This is a genomic window from Escherichia sp. MOD1-EC4550, from assembly GCF_963876935.1.
Lineage (GTDB): Bacteria > Pseudomonadota > Gammaproteobacteria > Enterobacterales > Enterobacteriaceae > Escherichia > Escherichia coli_F.
This window is the reverse complement of sequence record NZ_CAWNSE010000034.1, coordinates 41,485-56,392: the sequence shown is the minus strand read 5'-3', so window position 1 is coordinate 56,392 and position 14,908 is coordinate 41,485. Positions and strand designations below refer to the sequence as shown.

The 14,908-nt window shown below is 52.0% G+C and carries 17 protein-coding genes and 1 CRISPR repeat array (1 of these 18 cut by a window edge); of the genes, 3 read left to right on the top strand and 14 right to left on the bottom strand.

Annotated elements, in window-relative coordinates; genetic code table 11:
* Nucleotides 1-8 precede the first annotated feature (8 nt).
* Both AACU19_RS19630 and AACU19_RS19625 read right to left on the bottom strand, forming a co-directional pair.
* A complete protein-coding gene (locus AACU19_RS19630; RefSeq protein WP_088542241.1) occupies nt 9-1,436 on the bottom strand; it encodes a non-oxidative hydroxyarylic acid decarboxylases subunit C in 1,428 nt (475 codons plus the stop codon).
* Nucleotides 1,436-2,029, bottom strand: coding sequence for a non-oxidative hydroxyarylic acid decarboxylases subunit B (locus tag AACU19_RS19625; RefSeq protein ID WP_000767723.1), 594 nt, complete (start codon nt 2,027-2,029; stop codon nt 1,436-1,438). Before AACU19_RS19625 ends, AACU19_RS19630 begins: the two co-directional genes overlap by 1 nt.
* Nucleotides 2,030-2,175: 146 nt before the next feature.
* On the opposite strand from AACU19_RS19625, the gene AACU19_RS19620 reads away from it, so the two are divergent.
* Both AACU19_RS19620 and AACU19_RS19615 read left to right on the top strand, forming a co-directional pair.
* Entirely contained in the window at nt 2,176-2,580 is a 405-nt protein-coding gene (locus AACU19_RS19620) for a MarR family winged helix-turn-helix transcriptional regulator (protein ID WP_105278412.1), read from the top strand.
* 260 nt (nt 2,581-2,840) lie between these two features.
* A complete protein-coding gene (locus AACU19_RS19615; protein ID WP_157945111.1) occupies nt 2,841-3,590 on the top strand; it encodes a hypothetical protein in 750 nt (249 codons plus the stop codon).
* Nucleotides 3,591-3,648: 58 nt separating this feature from the next.
* Here the strand turns inward: AACU19_RS19615 and rpoS are convergent, their stop codons facing one another.
* The 12 genes from rpoS to cysD all read right to left on the bottom strand — a co-directional run bounded on the left by rpoS (nt 3,649) and on the right by cysD (nt 13,419).
* Nucleotides 3,649-4,641, bottom strand: a complete 993-nt coding sequence (gene rpoS, locus AACU19_RS19610; RefSeq protein ID WP_000081550.1) for an RNA polymerase sigma factor RpoS — start codon at nt 4,639-4,641, stop codon at nt 3,649-3,651.
* 62 nt (nt 4,642-4,703) lie between these two features.
* The gene (gene nlpD / locus AACU19_RS19605; RefSeq protein ID WP_339379749.1) at nt 4,704-5,798 is read right to left on the bottom strand and encodes a murein hydrolase activator NlpD; all 1,095 of its coding nucleotides are present in this window, start codon (nt 5,796-5,798) and stop codon (nt 4,704-4,706) included.
* A 184-nt stretch (nt 5,799-5,982) separates the two neighbouring features.
* Complete coding sequence (gene pcm, locus AACU19_RS19600) at nt 5,983-6,609, bottom strand: protein-L-isoaspartate O-methyltransferase (RefSeq protein WP_000254708.1); 627 nt, start codon at nt 6,607-6,609, stop codon at nt 5,983-5,985.
* Complete coding sequence (gene surE / locus AACU19_RS19595) at nt 6,603-7,364, bottom strand: 5'/3'-nucleotidase SurE (RefSeq protein ID WP_001295182.1); 762 nt, start codon at nt 7,362-7,364, stop codon at nt 6,603-6,605. Before surE ends, pcm begins: the two co-directional genes overlap by 7 nt.
* Entirely contained in the window at nt 7,345-8,394 is a 1,050-nt protein-coding gene (gene truD / locus AACU19_RS19590; RefSeq protein ID WP_000568944.1) for a tRNA pseudouridine(13) synthase TruD, read from the bottom strand. Before truD ends, surE begins: the two co-directional genes overlap by 20 nt.
* A complete protein-coding gene (gene ispF / locus AACU19_RS19585) occupies nt 8,391-8,870 on the bottom strand; it encodes a 2-C-methyl-D-erythritol 2,4-cyclodiphosphate synthase (RefSeq protein WP_001219246.1) in 480 nt (159 codons plus the stop codon). Before ispF ends, truD begins: the two co-directional genes overlap by 4 nt.
* Nucleotides 8,870-9,580, bottom strand: a complete 711-nt coding sequence (gene ispD / locus AACU19_RS19580; protein WP_000246156.1) for a 2-C-methyl-D-erythritol 4-phosphate cytidylyltransferase — start codon at nt 9,578-9,580, stop codon at nt 8,870-8,872. The genes ispF and ispD overlap by 1 nt, the downstream gene beginning before the upstream one ends.
* 18 nt (nt 9,581-9,598) lie before the next feature.
* Nucleotides 9,599-9,910, bottom strand: coding sequence for a cell division protein FtsB (gene ftsB / locus AACU19_RS19575; RefSeq protein ID WP_000517477.1), 312 nt, complete (start codon nt 9,908-9,910; stop codon nt 9,599-9,601).
* Between the two features lie 193 nt (nt 9,911-10,103).
* The gene (locus AACU19_RS19570; RefSeq protein ID WP_001246111.1) at nt 10,104-10,427 is read right to left on the bottom strand and encodes a DUF3561 family protein; all 324 of its coding nucleotides are present in this window, start codon (nt 10,425-10,427) and stop codon (nt 10,104-10,106) included.
* Between the two features lie 49 nt (nt 10,428-10,476).
* Nucleotides 10,477-11,082 (bottom strand): adenylyl-sulfate kinase, encoded by a 606-nt coding sequence (cysC, locus tag AACU19_RS19565; protein ID WP_105278410.1) that lies wholly within the window; start codon nt 11,080-11,082, stop codon nt 10,477-10,479.
* Nucleotides 11,082-12,509, bottom strand: coding sequence for a sulfate adenylyltransferase subunit CysN (gene cysN / locus AACU19_RS19560; protein ID WP_105278409.1), 1,428 nt, complete (start codon nt 12,507-12,509; stop codon nt 11,082-11,084). The genes cysC and cysN overlap by 1 nt, the downstream gene beginning before the upstream one ends.
* A 1-nt stretch (nt 12,510) precedes the next feature.
* A complete protein-coding gene (cysD, locus tag AACU19_RS19555; protein ID WP_000372392.1) occupies nt 12,511-13,419 on the bottom strand; it encodes a sulfate adenylyltransferase subunit CysD in 909 nt (302 codons plus the stop codon).
* 251 nt (nt 13,420-13,670) lie between these two features.
* On the opposite strand from cysD, the gene iap reads away from it, so the two are divergent.
* The gene (gene iap, locus AACU19_RS19550) at nt 13,671-14,708 is read left to right on the top strand and encodes an alkaline phosphatase isozyme conversion aminopeptidase (protein WP_105278408.1); all 1,038 of its coding nucleotides are present in this window, start codon (nt 13,671-13,673) and stop codon (nt 14,706-14,708) included.
* An 82-nt stretch (nt 14,709-14,790) separates the two neighbouring features.
* A CRISPR array of direct repeats spans nt 14,791-14,908; the repeat unit is 29 nt; unit sequence CGGTTTATCCCCGCTGGCGCGGGGAACAC; it runs 1,802 nt beyond the window's last position.

Genomic DNA, 14,908 nt, shown 5'->3' with positions numbered 1-14,908 from the left:
TGTTCTCCTTATTTACGTGCGGCCAGCATAGCGGTCAGTTTTTCAGCCCAGGCTTTGGTTTCCGGTAAGTCCACCACCGGCTGGCTGTAGTGACCACGGTTGTCCGGGGCGACAGGCGTGGTGGCGTCGATAATCAGCTTATCGGTGATCCCCGCCGGGCTTGAGCCTGGGTCGAGTTCCAGCACGGACATATTTGGCAGTTGCACCAGATCGCCTGCCGGGTTCACTTTCGACGAGAGCGCCCACATCACCTGCGGCAGGTTGAATGGGTCAACGTCTTCATCGACCATAATCACCATCTTCACATAACCCAGACCGTGCGGCGTGGTCATCGCACGCAGGCCCACTGCGCGGGCAAAGCCGCCATAGCGTTTTTTGGTGGAGATAATCGCCAGCAGGCCGTGGGTGTACATAGCGTTCACCGCCTGCACTTCCGGGAACTCGGCTTTCAACTGCTGGTAAAGCGGCACGCAGGTGGCAGGCCCCATCAGGTAGTCGATTTCGGTCCACGGCATGCCGAGATAGAGCGATTCAAAAATCGGTTTGGTGCGGTAAGAGACTTTATCGATGCGCACTACGGTCATGTTGCGCCCGCCGGAGTAGTGGCCGGTAAATTCACCGAACGGCCCTTCGATCTCGCGTTTACGGCTTTCGATTACCCCTTCGAGGATCACCTCCGAGCCCCACGGCACATCAAAACCGGTCAGCGGGGCGGTGGCGATCGGGTACGGGCTTTCGCGTAGCGCGCCCGCCATTTCGTACTCCGATTGATCATATTTCAGCGGGGTGGCGCCCATCAGGGTGATGATCGGATCGTTACCCAGCGTGATGGCAATTGGCAAATCTTCACCACGTTCTTCCGCTTTATGCAGATGCAGGGCGATATCGTGCATCGGCACCGGTTGCAGGCCGAGCTTACGCTTACCCTTCACTTCCATACGGTAGATGCCGACGTTCTGCTTGCCGAAGTTATCCGGATCAAGCGGATCGCGGGAAACCACGCACGCTTTGTCGAGATAGAAACCGCCATCGCCATCGTTTAAACGAAACAGTGGCAGAATATCGAACAGGTTGATCTCGTCGCCATCGACGGTGTTCTGCGCCCAGGCAGGATTGGCGCGGCGTTCCGGGGCAATGGGAAAGTTATCCCAGCGGCGGATAAACTCATCAATCTGTTTTTTAACCGGTGTGTTCGGTGGCAGCCCGAGGGAAATCGCGTGGTTCTGCCAGGAGCCGATGGTGTTCATCGCCACGCGCGCATCGGTAAAGCCGCGAATATTATCAAACCACAGCGCGGGCGCGCCGTCGCCGATACGCCCGGTGGCGTTGGCAGCGGCTGCCAGATCCGGTTCCGCGTTCACCTCTTCGCTGATTTTCAGTAACTGGCCGTGGTCATCAAGCGCCTGTAAGAAGCTGCGTAAATCATCAAATGCCATTATTCATTCTCCTGAGAAAAATTCCGGGCCTGCGGCAACCCTTGCCAGCGCCTGGCGTGAGGATGTTCGAGGCCAAATTGATCCAGCACGCGGGCTACCACGTGGTGGACAATGTCATCTACCGTTTCGGGATGGTTATAAAAGGCAGGCATCGGCGGCACCATCGCCACGCCCATGCGCGAAAGTGCGAGCATATTTTCGAGATGGATGGTGCTAAGCGGCATTTCACGCGGCACCAGCACCAGTTTGCGGCCTTCTTTGAGCACGACGTCCGCCGCGCGCCCTACGAGACCATCGGCGTAACCAGCGCGGATACCGGCGAGCGTTTTCATACTGCATGGAATAACGATCATGCCGTCGGTACGAAAGGAGCCTGAGGAGATGGTTGCGGCCTGATCCGCCGGGTTATGGCTGAAGTCAGCGAGGGCGGCAACATCGCGAGCGCTGTAAGGCGTTTCCAGTTCAATAGTGGTTTTCGCCCACTTCGACATCACCAGATGAGTCTCGACATTCGGCATCTCCCGCAGCGCTTGCAGTAATGCCACACCAAGAGGCGCACCGGTAGCCCCTGTCATCCCGACGATCAGTTTCATTGCTTACTCTCTTAATTGTTCGTATACGAACGTTATTATTAACATACTCCTTCATTTCCACAGCGGCAAGGATTGAAAAGTAACAACATCTTCTTCGTCACTGAAAAACCGCTATGATAGCGACAGAGAATTAGCCCGGAGTTTACATGGCGTTACGAAATAAAGCGTTCCATCAGTTACGACAGCTTTTTCAGCAGCATACGGCCCGCTGGCAGCACGAGTTACCTGACCTGACCAAACCACAGTACGCGGTGATGCGCGCCATTGCTGATAAACCTGGTATCGAACAGGTGGCACTGATGGAAGCAGCCGTCAGCACCAAAGCAACGCTGGCAGAAATGTTGGCAAGAATGGAAAATCGTGGCTTAGTCAGACGTGAACATGACACCGCTGATAAGCGGCGACGCTTTGTCTGGCTGACTGCCGAAGGAGAAAAGGTACTTGCTGCGGCGATACCGATTGGCGACAGTGTGGATGAGGAATTTTTGGGGCGTTTGAGTGCAGAAGAGCAGGAGCTGTTTATGCAGCTGGTGCGCAAGATGATGGTGTGAAAGTTCCCGCAGTAAATACCGAGGATTCCCCACCTATCAGCACAGAGCCGGATTACGAAGCCTGGATGGGCTTGACGACGTTCCCCACGCCATAAGGGCACTATCCCTTCTGGCTCTGGTAATTAATCAAACTTGTGACCTTTTCCAGCCAACACCAGGAATAACCATGGTAAACATTGAGGTGCATATTTATACTTACCAAACTAATAGAATAAAAACGAAATCATTTTCAACCTTACGACATTGGTTTGGTATATTTAATGACTCCTATTCAACTTCCTCGCCCTGTGTTATTTCTTGATTTTTTTGTTCGGGAAGTCAGTTTTCAAGGCAAAGGAACTGTTCGTACAACACTGCCCGCTGATGCGTTTTTCTATACTGGCGAATCAAAAGCAACGTCTTATCTTTATTGGCAGCAAAACAGTCATGCTGCACAGCAAATGGGTATCAACCGTTGGCAAAAAAAACACCTGACATCAATACCGCGCTTACTCTCTTTTATTGATGAACGCCCCGTAATTTCCACCTTAACAGTAGACCAGGGCAAGGATCAGCTCTGGTTCAAACCCGATATTGCCGTAATTGCCAATATTGGCCATGAATTTCTTCATGAAAATACCTGGTTTCGCACACCAGATGAGGTTGTGACACATCACTATTGCGGAAAAGAAGACTGTTTTCGTTACGTTAATTTGCATGAAATTCTTCCCTGGGGATTCTTCGGCCCGATATTGGATGTTGATGATGCGGGGATAATATGGCGCAGTGGCACAACGCCATGGCCGGTAAAACTTATTGCACCAGGCGAAACTCACTGCCATCTCTGGAGAACAACGGAAACCACTCACAAAAAACCAAATCGCAATATGGTGATGTTTATTAAAAACTACGGACTACATCAGACTGTACGATGTGTCACGCCAATGGACGCGGGACAATACGATAGTAGTCATCTATGCCGGGAAAAATTTACCGTCAGAGATGGACGTTACCATCAACGTGTAGATTAAGCTGACAAAAGAAAAAGGCCAGCCTCGCTTGAGACTGGCCTTTCTGACAGATGCTTACTTATTCGCGGAACAGCGCTTCGATATTCAGCCCCTGCGTTTGCAGGATTTCGCGCAAACGGCGCAGGCCTTCAACCTGAATCTGGCGAACACGTTCACGGGTGAGGCCAATTTCACGACCTACATCTTCCAGTGTTGCCGCTTCGTACCCCAGCAAACCGAATCGACGTGCCAGCACTTCACGCTGTTTGGCGTTCAGTTCGAACAGCCATTTGACGATGCTTTGTTTCATATCGTCATCTTGCGTGGTATCTTCCGGGCCGTTTTCTTTTTCATCGGCCAGGATGTCCAGCAACGCTTTTTCGGAATCTCCACCCAGCGGGGTGTCTACCGAGGTAATGCGCTCGTTAAGACGAAGCATACGGCTGACGTCATCAACTGGCTTATCCAGCTGCTCTGCGATCTCTTCCGCACTTGGTTCGTGGTCCAGCTTATGGGACAACTCACGTGCGGTTCGCAGGTAAACGTTCAGCTCCTTTACGATGTGAATCGGCAAACGAATAGTACGGGTTTGGTTCATAATCGCCCGTTCGATCGTCTGGCGAATCCACCAGGTTGCGTATGTTGAGAAGCGGAAACCACGTTCCGGGTCAAACTTCTCTACCGCGCGGATCAGCCCCAGGTTGCCCTCTTCGATAAGATCCAGCAAAGCCAGACCACGATTGCCATAACGGCGGGCAATTTTTACCACCAGACGCAAGTTACTCTCGATCATCCGGCGGCGGGAGGCAACATCTCCTCGCAGTGCGCGACGCGCAAAATAAACTTCTTCTTCGGCCGTTAACAGTGGTGAATAACCAATCTCACCAAGGTAAAGCTGAGTCGCGTCCAACACACGCTGTGTGGCCCCTTGCGATAACAGTTCCTCTTCGGCCAAATCGTTATCACTGGGTTCCTCTTCTACTAAGGCCTTTTCGTCAAAAACCTCAACTCCGTTCTCATCAAATTCCGCATCTTCATTTAAATCATGAACTTTCAGCGTATTCTGACTCATAAGGTGGCTCCTACCCGTGATCCCTTGACGGAACATTCAAGCAAAAGCCTGGTTCCGCCGATTTATCGCTGCGGCAAATAACGCAGCGGGTTTACGGATTTCCCCTTGTAACGAATTTCAAAATGCAAGCGTGTTGAACTGGTTCCGGTGCTACCCATGGTTGCTATTTTTTGCCCCGCCTTCACTTCTTGTTGTTCCCGGACCAGCATTGTGTCGTTATGGGCGTAGGCACTCAGGTAATCATCATTATGTTTGATGATAATCAGATTACCGTAGCCGCGCAGCGCGTTACCGGCATAAACAACGCGGCCATCTGCGGTCGCGATAATTGCCTGTCCTTTGCTGCCTGCGATATCAATCCCCTTGTTGCCCCCCTCAGAAGCGCCAAAGGTTTCGATCACTTTGCCCTCAGTCGGCCAGCGCCAGGTGGAGATAGGCGTACTGGTTGATGTACTGCTGACAGTCGGCTCGGTTGTGCTTGCTGTTGGTACCGTTACAGGCGCTGTGACCGTGGTCGCAGTTGGCTTGTTGTTCGGCAACATTTTGTTAGCACTCTGTTCACCCGAAGACTCAGAATACGTAATTGTCGGTTGCGACGCAACAGCAACGGTGGAATTTTGTGCAGGCTTGATCACAACTCCTTGCTCTGCTGCATCGGCCTGGGTAATGGCATTTCCACCAGTGATTGGCGTACCGGAAGCATTACCCACCTGTAAGGTCTGACCTACATTCAGCGCGTATGGTGCCTGAATATTGTTGCGCTGAGCAAGGTCACGGAAATCGTTGCCAGTAATCCAGGCGATATAGAAAAGCGTGTCGCCTTTTTTCACGGTGTATGTACTGCCGCTATAACTGCCTTTCGGAATGTTCCCATACTGACGGTTGTAGACGATGCGTCCGTTTTCCATCTGTACCGGCTGCTGAGCTACTGGCTGCACAGGCTGGATTTGCGGTTGTTGTGCAGATTGAATTTGTGGCTGCTGTACCGGCTGAATTTGCGGTTGCTGCGCTGTAGACGTCGTCCCCATTTTCGGCGGCGGCGTAATCAACATACCAGAATTGGTGTTTGCAGACGCATTGCCATTAACGGAGCTGACCGGTGCCGGTGGATTTGAAGTGTCAGAACAGCCTGCCAGCCATAGCGAAACCAGTGACAAAGCCGCAATGCGGCGAACGGTGAATTTTGGGCTTCCCGCGCTCATTTATCCCCCAAGAAAAATTGGTTAATAACCAGTGACATAATTACCGTGCAAGGCACCATACTGAACACTGGAAAAGATGTTCACGATACGCTGACCTGCGGCAAAATAACCAGGAAAAATCCAGGTATTTCCTCACGTTTTAAGCCAGCTCACCCTTCACTAAAGGGACAAAGCGCACGGCCTCCACGGTATCAATAATAAATTCGCCTCCCCGACGACGCACCCGTTTCAAATACTGGTGCTCCTCCCCTACGGGTAAGACGAGAATCCCGCCTTCGTCCAGCTGCGTCATTAGCGCAGTTGGAATTTCCGGCGGTGCCGCCGTAACAATGATAGCGTCAAACGGCGCACGTGCCTGCCAACCTTGCCATCCATCGCCATGACGGGTTGAAACATTATGTAAATCAAGGTTTTTCAAGCGGCGACGCGCCTGCCACTGCAAGCCTTTAATCCGTTCAACCGAGCAAACATGCTGAACAAGATGCGCTAGAATTGCCGTTTGATATCCCGAACCGGTGCCAATTTCCAGCACCCGCGACTGCGGCGTCAGCTCGAGTAATTCGGTCATTCGCGCCACCATATACGGCTGCGAAATTGTCTGCCCCTGACCTATCGGCAAGGCGATATTGTCCCAGGCTTTTTGTTCAAACGCTTCATCAACGAATTTTTCACGCGGCACGGCGGCAAGTGCATTCAGCACCTGCTCATCCTGAATACCTTGCGCACGTAATTGATCCAGAAGTGCTTGTACGCGTCTGCTTACCATTGCGTGCCAACTCCCACGCTGTTTAACCAGTCTGAAACCACATCTTGCGCGCTATGCGCAGTTAAATCCACATGCAGCGGCGTGATAGAGACATAGCCCTCATCGACCGCAGCAAAATCGGTCCCCGGACCGGCATCGCACTTACCACCCGGCGGGCCAATCCAGTACAGCGTATTGCCGCGCGGATCTTGCTGCGGGATCACCTGATCTGCCGGATGTCGGGTACCGCAGCGCGTCACGCGAATACCTTTGATTTGATCCAACGGTAAATCCGGTACGTTAATATTGAGAATACGCCCGGTGCGCAGCGGCTCTTTACACAGTGCGCGCAAAATGGAACAGGTTACCGCCGCGGCAGTGTCGTAATGTTTATGCCCGTCAAGCGAGACAGCAAGCGCCGGAAAGCCTAAATGACGGCCCTCCATCGCGGCGGCTACCGTACCGGAATAAATAACATCATCCCCCAGATTCGGCCCGGCGTTAATCCCCGACACAACAATGTCCGGGCGCGGACGCATCAGAGCATTCACGCCAAGATAGACGCAATCGGTCGGGGTTCCCATTTGCACAGCAATATCACCATTTTCAAAGGTAAACGTGCGCAAGGAGGATTCCAGTGTCAGAGAATTTGAAGCGCCGCTGCGGTTACGATCGGGGGCGACCACCTGAACGTCAGCAAACTCACGCAAGGCTTTCGCCAGCGTTTGTATACCGGGTGCATGTACCCCGTCATCATTACTCAGCAATATGCGCATAATCACCTGTTGTGTTGATAAGTTCCCTGACAACGCTGGTCGCAAAACTGCCTGCCGGAAGCCAGAAACGGATTTCTACGGTGACGTCATCCCACCAGTTCCAGCTTAATTGTTGCGGATACAGCAGCATCGCTCTGCGCGCGGCTTCAACTTTTTCGCGCACCAGTAAGGCTTGCAATTCAGTTTCTTCGGCGACAGCTGCTTGTTCGAATGCCAGCGCTTCACGCTGAGTTCCCCATTCGCCACTGCCCGGCAATGCAGCAGTAATCATCAGCTCTTTATCGTTGACGCGACGCTGTAATTCCGCCAGTTCTTCATTGGAGGCAACAAACCAGCTGCCACGTCCGGCTAATTGTAGCGCATCGCCGTCAACAACTTGATTAACGTCTGCTTTTTTGAGGCGCTCAGCAACAATCTGATTAAACAACGCACTGCGGGCTGCCGACAACCAAAAACTCCGTTTATTGCGATCGCGCACCGGAGTATTGGTTTGCGCCCAGCGCAGCGCACCCTGCAAGTTGCTGCCGCTAATACCAAAACGTTGGGCACCAAAGTAGTTCGGTACACCTTTTACGCAAATATCGATCAGACGTTGTTCAACGTCATCACGATTACTCACTTCGCGCAGAACCAGGGTAAAAGCGTTACCTTTCAGCGCCCCTAAACGCAGCTTACGCTTGTGCCGCGCATACTCCAGCACCTGACAACCTTCCAGTTGAAAAGCACTGAGATCGGGCATCTCTTTGCCTGGCACGCGAGCGCATAACCACTGTTCCGTAACAGCATGTTTGTCTTTTTGCCCAGCGAAGCTGACTTCACGGGCATGAATTTTCAGGAATTTCGCCAGTGCATCCGCCACAAAACGGGTATTACAGCCGTTTTTGAGGATTCTAACCAGAATATGCTCACCTTCACCATCAGGCTCAAAGCCCAAATCTTCCACCACCACAAAGTCTTCCGGATTGGCTTTCAGCAGCCCGGTACCTTGCGGTTTACCGTGGAGGTAAGTGAGATTATCAAACTCAATCATTTTGTTGCCTTAATGAGTAGCGCCACCGCTTCACAGGCAATCCCTTCCCCACGCCCGGTAAATCCTAATTTTTCCGTAGTAGTGGCTTTCACGTTAACATCATCCATATGGCAGCCGAGATCTTCGGCAATAAACACGCGCATTTGTGGAATATGCGGCAACATCTTCGGTGCCTGAGCGATGATAGTGACATCGACGTTACCGAGGGTATACCCCTTCGCCTGAATACGACGCCAGGCTTCGCGCAGCAATTCGCGGCTGTCGGCCCCTTTAAATGATGGATCGGTATCCGGGAACAGCTTGCCGATATCCCCCAACGCCGCTGCACCAAGCAATGCATCGGTCAGTGCATGTAACGCCACGTCGCCATCAGAATGCGCCAGCAACCCTTTTTCGTAAGGAATGCGTACGCCACCAATGATAATTGGGCCTTCACCGCCAAAGGCGTGTACGTCAAAACCGTGTCCAATTCGCATTATGTATTCTCCTGATGGATGGTTCGGGTGAGGTAAAACTCGGCCAGTGCCAAATCTTCCGGACGCGTGACTTTAATGTTATCCGCGCGGCCTTCGACCAACTGCGGATGGAATCCGCAATATTCCAGCGCCGAGGCTTCGTCGGTAATAGTCGCACCTTCATTTAAAGCGCGCGTCAGACAGTCATGTAACAGCTCACGAGGGAAAAATTGCGGCGTCAGCGCGTGCCATAAGCCGTTGCGATCAACGGTATGAGCAATGGCATTTTTGCCAGGTTCGGCACGTTTCATGGTATCGCGCACCGGTACGGCGAGGATCCCCCCTGTGCGACTGGTTTCGCTCAACGCCAACAATCGCGCAAGGTCATCCTGATGCAGACAAGGACGAGCGGCGTCATGCACCAATACCCACTGCGCGCCGTCAGCGGCTTTCAGACCTGCCAGCACGGAATCGGCACGCTCATTACCGCCATCTACAACGGTGATTTGCGGATGATTCGCCAGAGGAAGTTGTGCAAAGCGGCTATCGCCAGGACTTATGGCAATGACGACACGAGTCACCCGGGGATGCGCCAGCAGCGCATGCACCGAGTGTTCAAGAATGGTTTGATTACCGATTGAGAGATATTGCTTAGGACATTCCGTTTGCATTCGACGGCCAAATCCGGCCGCCGGAACCACGGCGCAAACATCCAAATGAGTGGTTGCCATGTTAATTCCCGGGCTGATTTATCGAGTGTTTTGCCCCGCAGACTGTGCGCGTTTCGACGCGTCAGGCACCAGACGATAAAAAGTTTCGCCCGGCCTGGTCATGCTGAGTTCATTACGCGCACGCTCTTCGAGCGCCTCCTGGCCGCCATTGAGATCGTCAATTTCGGCAAAAAGTTGATCGTTTCGCGCTTTAAGTTTCGCGTTTGTAGCTTGCTGTGCCGCCACATCATCATTGACGCGGGTATAGTCATGTATACCGTTCTTACCGAACCACAGCGAATACTGTAGCCAGACCAGAATAGCCAGCAACAGCAGCGTTAGTTTACCCATCCTGCCCCCTGAAAAACGGCATCATCATCCCATGCATCCGAAGACGACTCTACATCCTCTGTTGGGGATACCGCGACAACGCGGGCAAATGTACCACATTTGTCCATTGTTACGTATACCCAGGGCGTGCAGAACATAATCTCATTATTCGTTACGGTTTGAATTATGAACAGAGGAGACGGGAAAGTACAAATTAGCCCAGTAGCCACATAAACAGTGCGCCAAACATAATGCCGACTGTTACCAGGGTGAAAACAATACTGTAGCGTAGCTTTCCGTCCATCAATGAATGCAGTGCAATCCCCACCACCACCGCGACAGGCATCAGTGCCAGAAAGAAAGGCCAGGTGTAGATAAAGAAGAACAGCGTGTTAGAGCCATAAATCAACATCGGCATCGCCAGCGCAAATAACCAGGAGACAAAACCGACAACAGCACCTGGCAGTGACCATGTGGTTTCTTCATCCTCAGTAAGGCTGTCGTTATTTGTTAGTGTAATGTTATGGCTATTACGCATATTTGATCCTGTAACTTTGACGGACCGGGCATGGAAACCCGGTGGTGTCTCAGGATCTGATAATATCGTTCTGTCTCAACAGATCTAATAATTGCTGTACCAAATTTGTTACTAATTGTTCACCATTGAGATGAATTTCTGCCGATTCAGGTGCTTCGTAAACGGAATCTATTCCCGTAAAGTTACGCAGTTCACCGGCACGTGCTTTCTTATATAAGCCTTTTGGATCGCGGGCCTCGCAAATCGCCAGCGGCGTATCGACAAACACTTCGATAAAACGCCCTTCTCCTACGCGTTCGCGAACCATCTGGCGTTCGGCGCGGTGTGGCGAGATAAAAGCGGTCAGCACCACCAGTCCAGCTTCAACCATTAAATTCGCCACTTCACCGACGCGACGGATATTCTCTTTACGATCGGCATCGCTAAAACCGAGATCGCTGCATAAGCCGTGGCGGACGTTGTCGCCATCCAGCAAATACGTACTGACACCAAGGTTATGTAACGCCTCCTCCAGCGCCCCCGCGACGGTTGATTTACCGGAACCAGAGAAGCCGGTAAACCACAGCACAACACCACGATGACCGTGGTGCTGTTCGCGTTGTTGCGGAGTTACTGGGTGGCTATGCCAGACGACGTTTTCGTCATGCAGCGCCATTATTTATCTCCCAGTAAATCGCGCGCACCCCAGTGCGGGAAATGGCGGCGAACCAGGGCATTCAATTCCAGTTCGAATGCACTGAATTCAGATGGCGCAGCAGTTGCCTGGCTAACTGGTTCGTGCACCATACCGGCACCTACGGTCACATTACTCAGGCGATCGATAAAAATCAGCCCACCGGTAACCGGGTTTTGCTGATAACGATCTAACACCAGTGGCTCGTCAAAGGTGAGATCTACCAGGCCGATGCCGTTCAGCGGCAGGTTTTCAACTTCGCGTTGGGTAAGGTTATTGATATCAACCTGATAACGAATGCCATCAACACGAGCACGCGTCTTCTTACCGGCAATTTTGATGTCGTAACTCTGGCCCGGGGAAAGCGGCTGTTCCGCCATCCATACCACATCCACCGACGCGCTCTGCACAGCCGGTAACGCTTCGTCTGCCGCCAGCAGCAGATCGCCACGGCTGATGTCGATCTCATCCGTCAGCACCAGGGTGATCACTTCTCCGGCAAAGGCTTCTTCGCGATCGCCATCAAAGGTCACGATCCGCGCAATGTTTGACTCCACTCCCGAAGGCAACACTTTGACTCGTTGCCCGACTTCCACGCGACCGGATGCCAGCGTTCCGGCGTAGCCACGAAAATCAAGATTCGGGCGGTTAACGTACTGCACCGGAAAGCGCATTGGCTGGGCATCCACCACTCGCTGTATCTCCACGGTTTCCAGTACTTCGAGTAGTGTCGGACCGCTGTACCACGGCATGCTTTCACTTTGCGCAGCCACGTTGTCGCCTTCCAGCGCGGAGAGCGGCACAAAGCGAATATCCAGATTACCCGGCAACTGCTCGGCAAAAGTCAGATAATCTTCACGAATACGGGTGAACGTCTCTTCACTGTAATCCACCAGATCCATTTTGTTGATCGCCACGACCAGATGTTTGATCCCCAACAGTGTGGAGATAAAACTGTGACGACGGGTTTGATCGAGCACGCCTTTACGGGCATCGATCAGTAAGATCGCCAGTTCACATGTCGATGCGCCAGTCGCCATATTGCGGGTGTACTGCTCGTGCCCTGGGGTGTCGGCGATAATAAATTTACGCTTCTCGGTAGAGAAATAGCGGTAGGCCACATCAATAGTGATGCCCTGTTCACGCTCAGCTTGCAGGCCGTCCACCAGCAGGGCCAGATCCAGTTTTTCACCCTGGGTGCCGTGACGTTTACTGTCGTTATGCAGCGATGAGAGCTGATCTTCGTAGATTTGGCGGGTATCGTGCAGCAGGCGACCAATCAGGGTACTTTTGCCGTCATCGACGCTACCACAGGTCAGAAAACGCAGCAGGCTTTTATGTTGTTGCGCAATCATCCAGGCTTCAACGCCGCCTTCATTGGCAATTTGTTGTGCAAGTGCAGTGTTCATCTTAAAAATACCCCTGACGTTTTTTCAGCTCCATAGAACCTGCCTGGTCGCGGTCAATCACGCGCCCCTGACGTTCACTGGTGGTGGAAACCAGCATCTCTTCGATGATTTCCGGCAGTGTTTGCGCATTTGACTCCACCGCGCCGGTCAGCGGCCAGCAGCCCAGCGTACGGAAACGCACCATCCGTTTTTTAATCACTTCGCCCGGTTGCAGGTCGATACGGTTGTCATCAATCATCATCAACATACCGTCGCGTTCCAGAACCGGACGTTCAGCAGCGAGATACAGCGGGACAATGTCGATATTTTCCAGCCAGATGTATTGCCAGATATCCTGCTCGGTCCAGTTAGAGAGCGGGAAAACGCGGATGCTTTCGCCTTTGTTAATTTGCCCGTTGTAGTTGTGCCACAGCTCCGGGCGCTGATTTTTCGGATCCCAGCGATGGAAGCGGTCACGGAAAGAGTAGATTCGCTCCTTAGCGCGGGATTTCTCTTCGTCACGACGTGCGCCACCGAAGGCGGCATCAAAACCGTACTTGTTCAACGCCTGTTTCAAACCTTCGGTTTTCATAATATCGGTATGTTTTGCGCTGCCGTGTACGAATGGATTAATCCCCATCGCCACGCCTTCCGGGTTTTTATGCACCAGCAACTCGCAGCCATAGGCTTTAGCCGTACGATCGCGAAACTCATACATCTCGCGGAATTTCCAGCCAGTATCAACATGCAGCAGAGGGAAAGGCAGCGTACCCGGATAAAACGCCTTGCGCGCCAGATGCAGCATGACGCTGGAATCTTTACCGATAGAGTAGAGCATCACCGGATTTGAGAATTCTGCCGCCACCTCGCGAATAATGTGGATGCTTTCCGCCTCCAGTTGCCGCAGGTGAGTAAGTCGTTTTTGATCCATAACCGTTCCTTTGCAATACCGCTATTTTCTTGCCATCAGATGTTTCGACTATAGGGAGCGTAAGAGAACGAATGAAATTACCAATTAGAATGAGTAGTTCCTTAACGGAATAACGATTTGGCAAAGCTAATATCAAAAAGTGCTTAAGGCACCGGATTTCGGGCGTTTAGGAAGATTTGAAATTGTTTTAGCGCAGCGGCAGTTTCATACTATGGCGGTAAAAAAATTTGCATGGTATTTAAGGACTCACTATGTTTTCCGCATTGCGCCACCGTACCGCTGCCCTGGCGCTCGGCGTATGCTTTATTCTCCCCGTACACGCCTCGTCACCTAAACCTGGTGATTTTGCTAATACACAGGCACGACATATTGCTACTTTCTTTCCGGGACGCATGACCGGAACTCCTGCAGAAATGTTATCTGCCGATTATATTCGCCAACAGTTTCAACAGATGGGTTATCGCAGTGATATTCGGACATTTAATAGCCGATATATTTACACCGCCCGCGATAATCGCAAGAGCTGGCATAACGTGACGGGAAGTACGGTGATTGCCGCTCATGAAGGCAAAGCGCCGCAGCAGATCATCATTATGGCGCATCTGGATACTTACGCCCCGCTGAGCGATGCTGACGCCGATGCCAATCTCGGCGGGCTAACGTTACAAGGAATGGATGATAACGCCGCAGGTTTAGGTGTCATGCTGGAACTGGCTGAACGCCTGAAAAATACGCCTACCGAGTATGGTATTCGATTTGTGGCGACCAGCGGCGAAGAGGAAGGAAAATTAGGCGCTGAGAATTTACTCAAACGGATGAGTGACACCGAAAAGAAAAATACGCTGCTGGTGATTAATCTCGATAACTTAATTGTTGGCGATAAATTGTATTTTAATAGTGGTGTAAATACACCAGAGGCTGTCAGGAAATTAACCCGTGATCGAGCGCTGGCAATTGCGCGTAATCATGGGATTGCAGCGACAATAAATCCAGGTTTGAATAAAAACTATCCGAAAGGCACCGGGTGTTGTAACGATGCAGAAGTTTTCGACAAAGCCGGTATTGCGGTACTTTCGGTGGAGGCGACCAACTGGAATCTTGGAAATAAGGATGGTTATCAGCAACGCGCAAAAACACCGGCCTTCCCGGCGGGAAATAGCTGGCATGATGTAAGGCTTGATAATCAACAGCATATTGATAAGGCGCTTCCTGGAAGAATAGAACGTCGCTGCCGTGACGTTATGCGGATAATGCTACCGCTGGTGAAGGAACTGGCGAAGGCGTCTTGATGAGCTTGAAAATGGGAGCTGGGAGTTCCCCCGCTGACGCGGGGGAACTCCCGATGCTTGGTTTGTCATCAGGCGTACTGCACGGTTTATTCCCGCTAGCGCGGGGAACTCCCCAGACCTGAAGTCAACTTATCCATTGTCGACGGTTTATCCCCGCTGGCGCGGGGAACACAGCAGTAGTCGTCCTGGCGACGTTGTCG

Coding starts and splice junctions, on each gene's coding strand:
- AACU19_RS19630 (WP_088542241.1), bottom strand. CDS start 1,436: ATGGCATTTGATGATTTACGCAGCTTCTTACAGGCGCTTGATGACCAC.
- AACU19_RS19625 (WP_000767723.1), bottom strand. CDS start 2,029: ATGAAACTGATCGTCGGGATGACAGGGGCTACCGGTGCGCCTCTTGGT.
- AACU19_RS19620 (WP_105278412.1), top strand. CDS start 2,176: ATGGCGTTACGAAATAAAGCGTTCCATCAGTTACGACAGCTTTTTCAG.
- AACU19_RS19615 (WP_157945111.1), top strand. CDS start 2,841: ATGACTCCTATTCAACTTCCTCGCCCTGTGTTATTTCTTGATTTTTTT.
- rpoS (WP_000081550.1), bottom strand. CDS start 4,641: ATGAGTCAGAATACGCTGAAAGTTCATGATTTAAATGAAGATGCGGAA.
- pcm (WP_000254708.1), bottom strand. CDS start 6,609: ATGGTAAGCAGACGCGTACAAGCACTTCTGGATCAATTACGTGCGCAA.
- surE (WP_001295182.1), bottom strand. CDS start 7,364: ATGCGCATATTGCTGAGTAATGATGACGGGGTACATGCACCCGGTATA.
- truD (WP_000568944.1), bottom strand. CDS start 8,394: ATGATTGAGTTTGATAATCTCACTTACCTCCACGGTAAACCGCAAGGT.
- ispF (WP_001219246.1), bottom strand. CDS start 8,870: ATGCGAATTGGACACGGTTTTGACGTACACGCCTTTGGCGGTGAAGGC.
- ispD (WP_000246156.1), bottom strand. CDS start 9,580: ATGGCAACCACTCATTTGGATGTTTGCGCCGTGGTTCCGGCGGCCGGA.
- ftsB (WP_000517477.1), bottom strand. CDS start 9,910: ATGGGTAAACTAACGCTGCTGTTGCTGGCTATTCTGGTCTGGCTACAG.
- AACU19_RS19570 (WP_001246111.1), bottom strand. CDS start 10,427: ATGCGTAATAGCCATAACATTACACTAACAAATAACGACAGCCTTACT.
- cysC (WP_105278410.1), bottom strand. CDS start 11,082: ATGGCGCTGCATGACGAAAACGTCGTCTGGCATAGCCACCCAGTAACT.
- cysN (WP_105278409.1), bottom strand. CDS start 12,509: ATGAACACTGCACTTGCACAACAAATTGCCAATGAAGGCGGCGTTGAA.
- cysD (WP_000372392.1), bottom strand. CDS start 13,419: ATGGATCAAAAACGACTTACTCACCTGCGGCAACTGGAGGCGGAAAGC.
- iap (WP_105278408.1), top strand. CDS start 13,671: ATGTTTTCCGCATTGCGCCACCGTACCGCTGCCCTGGCGCTCGGCGTA.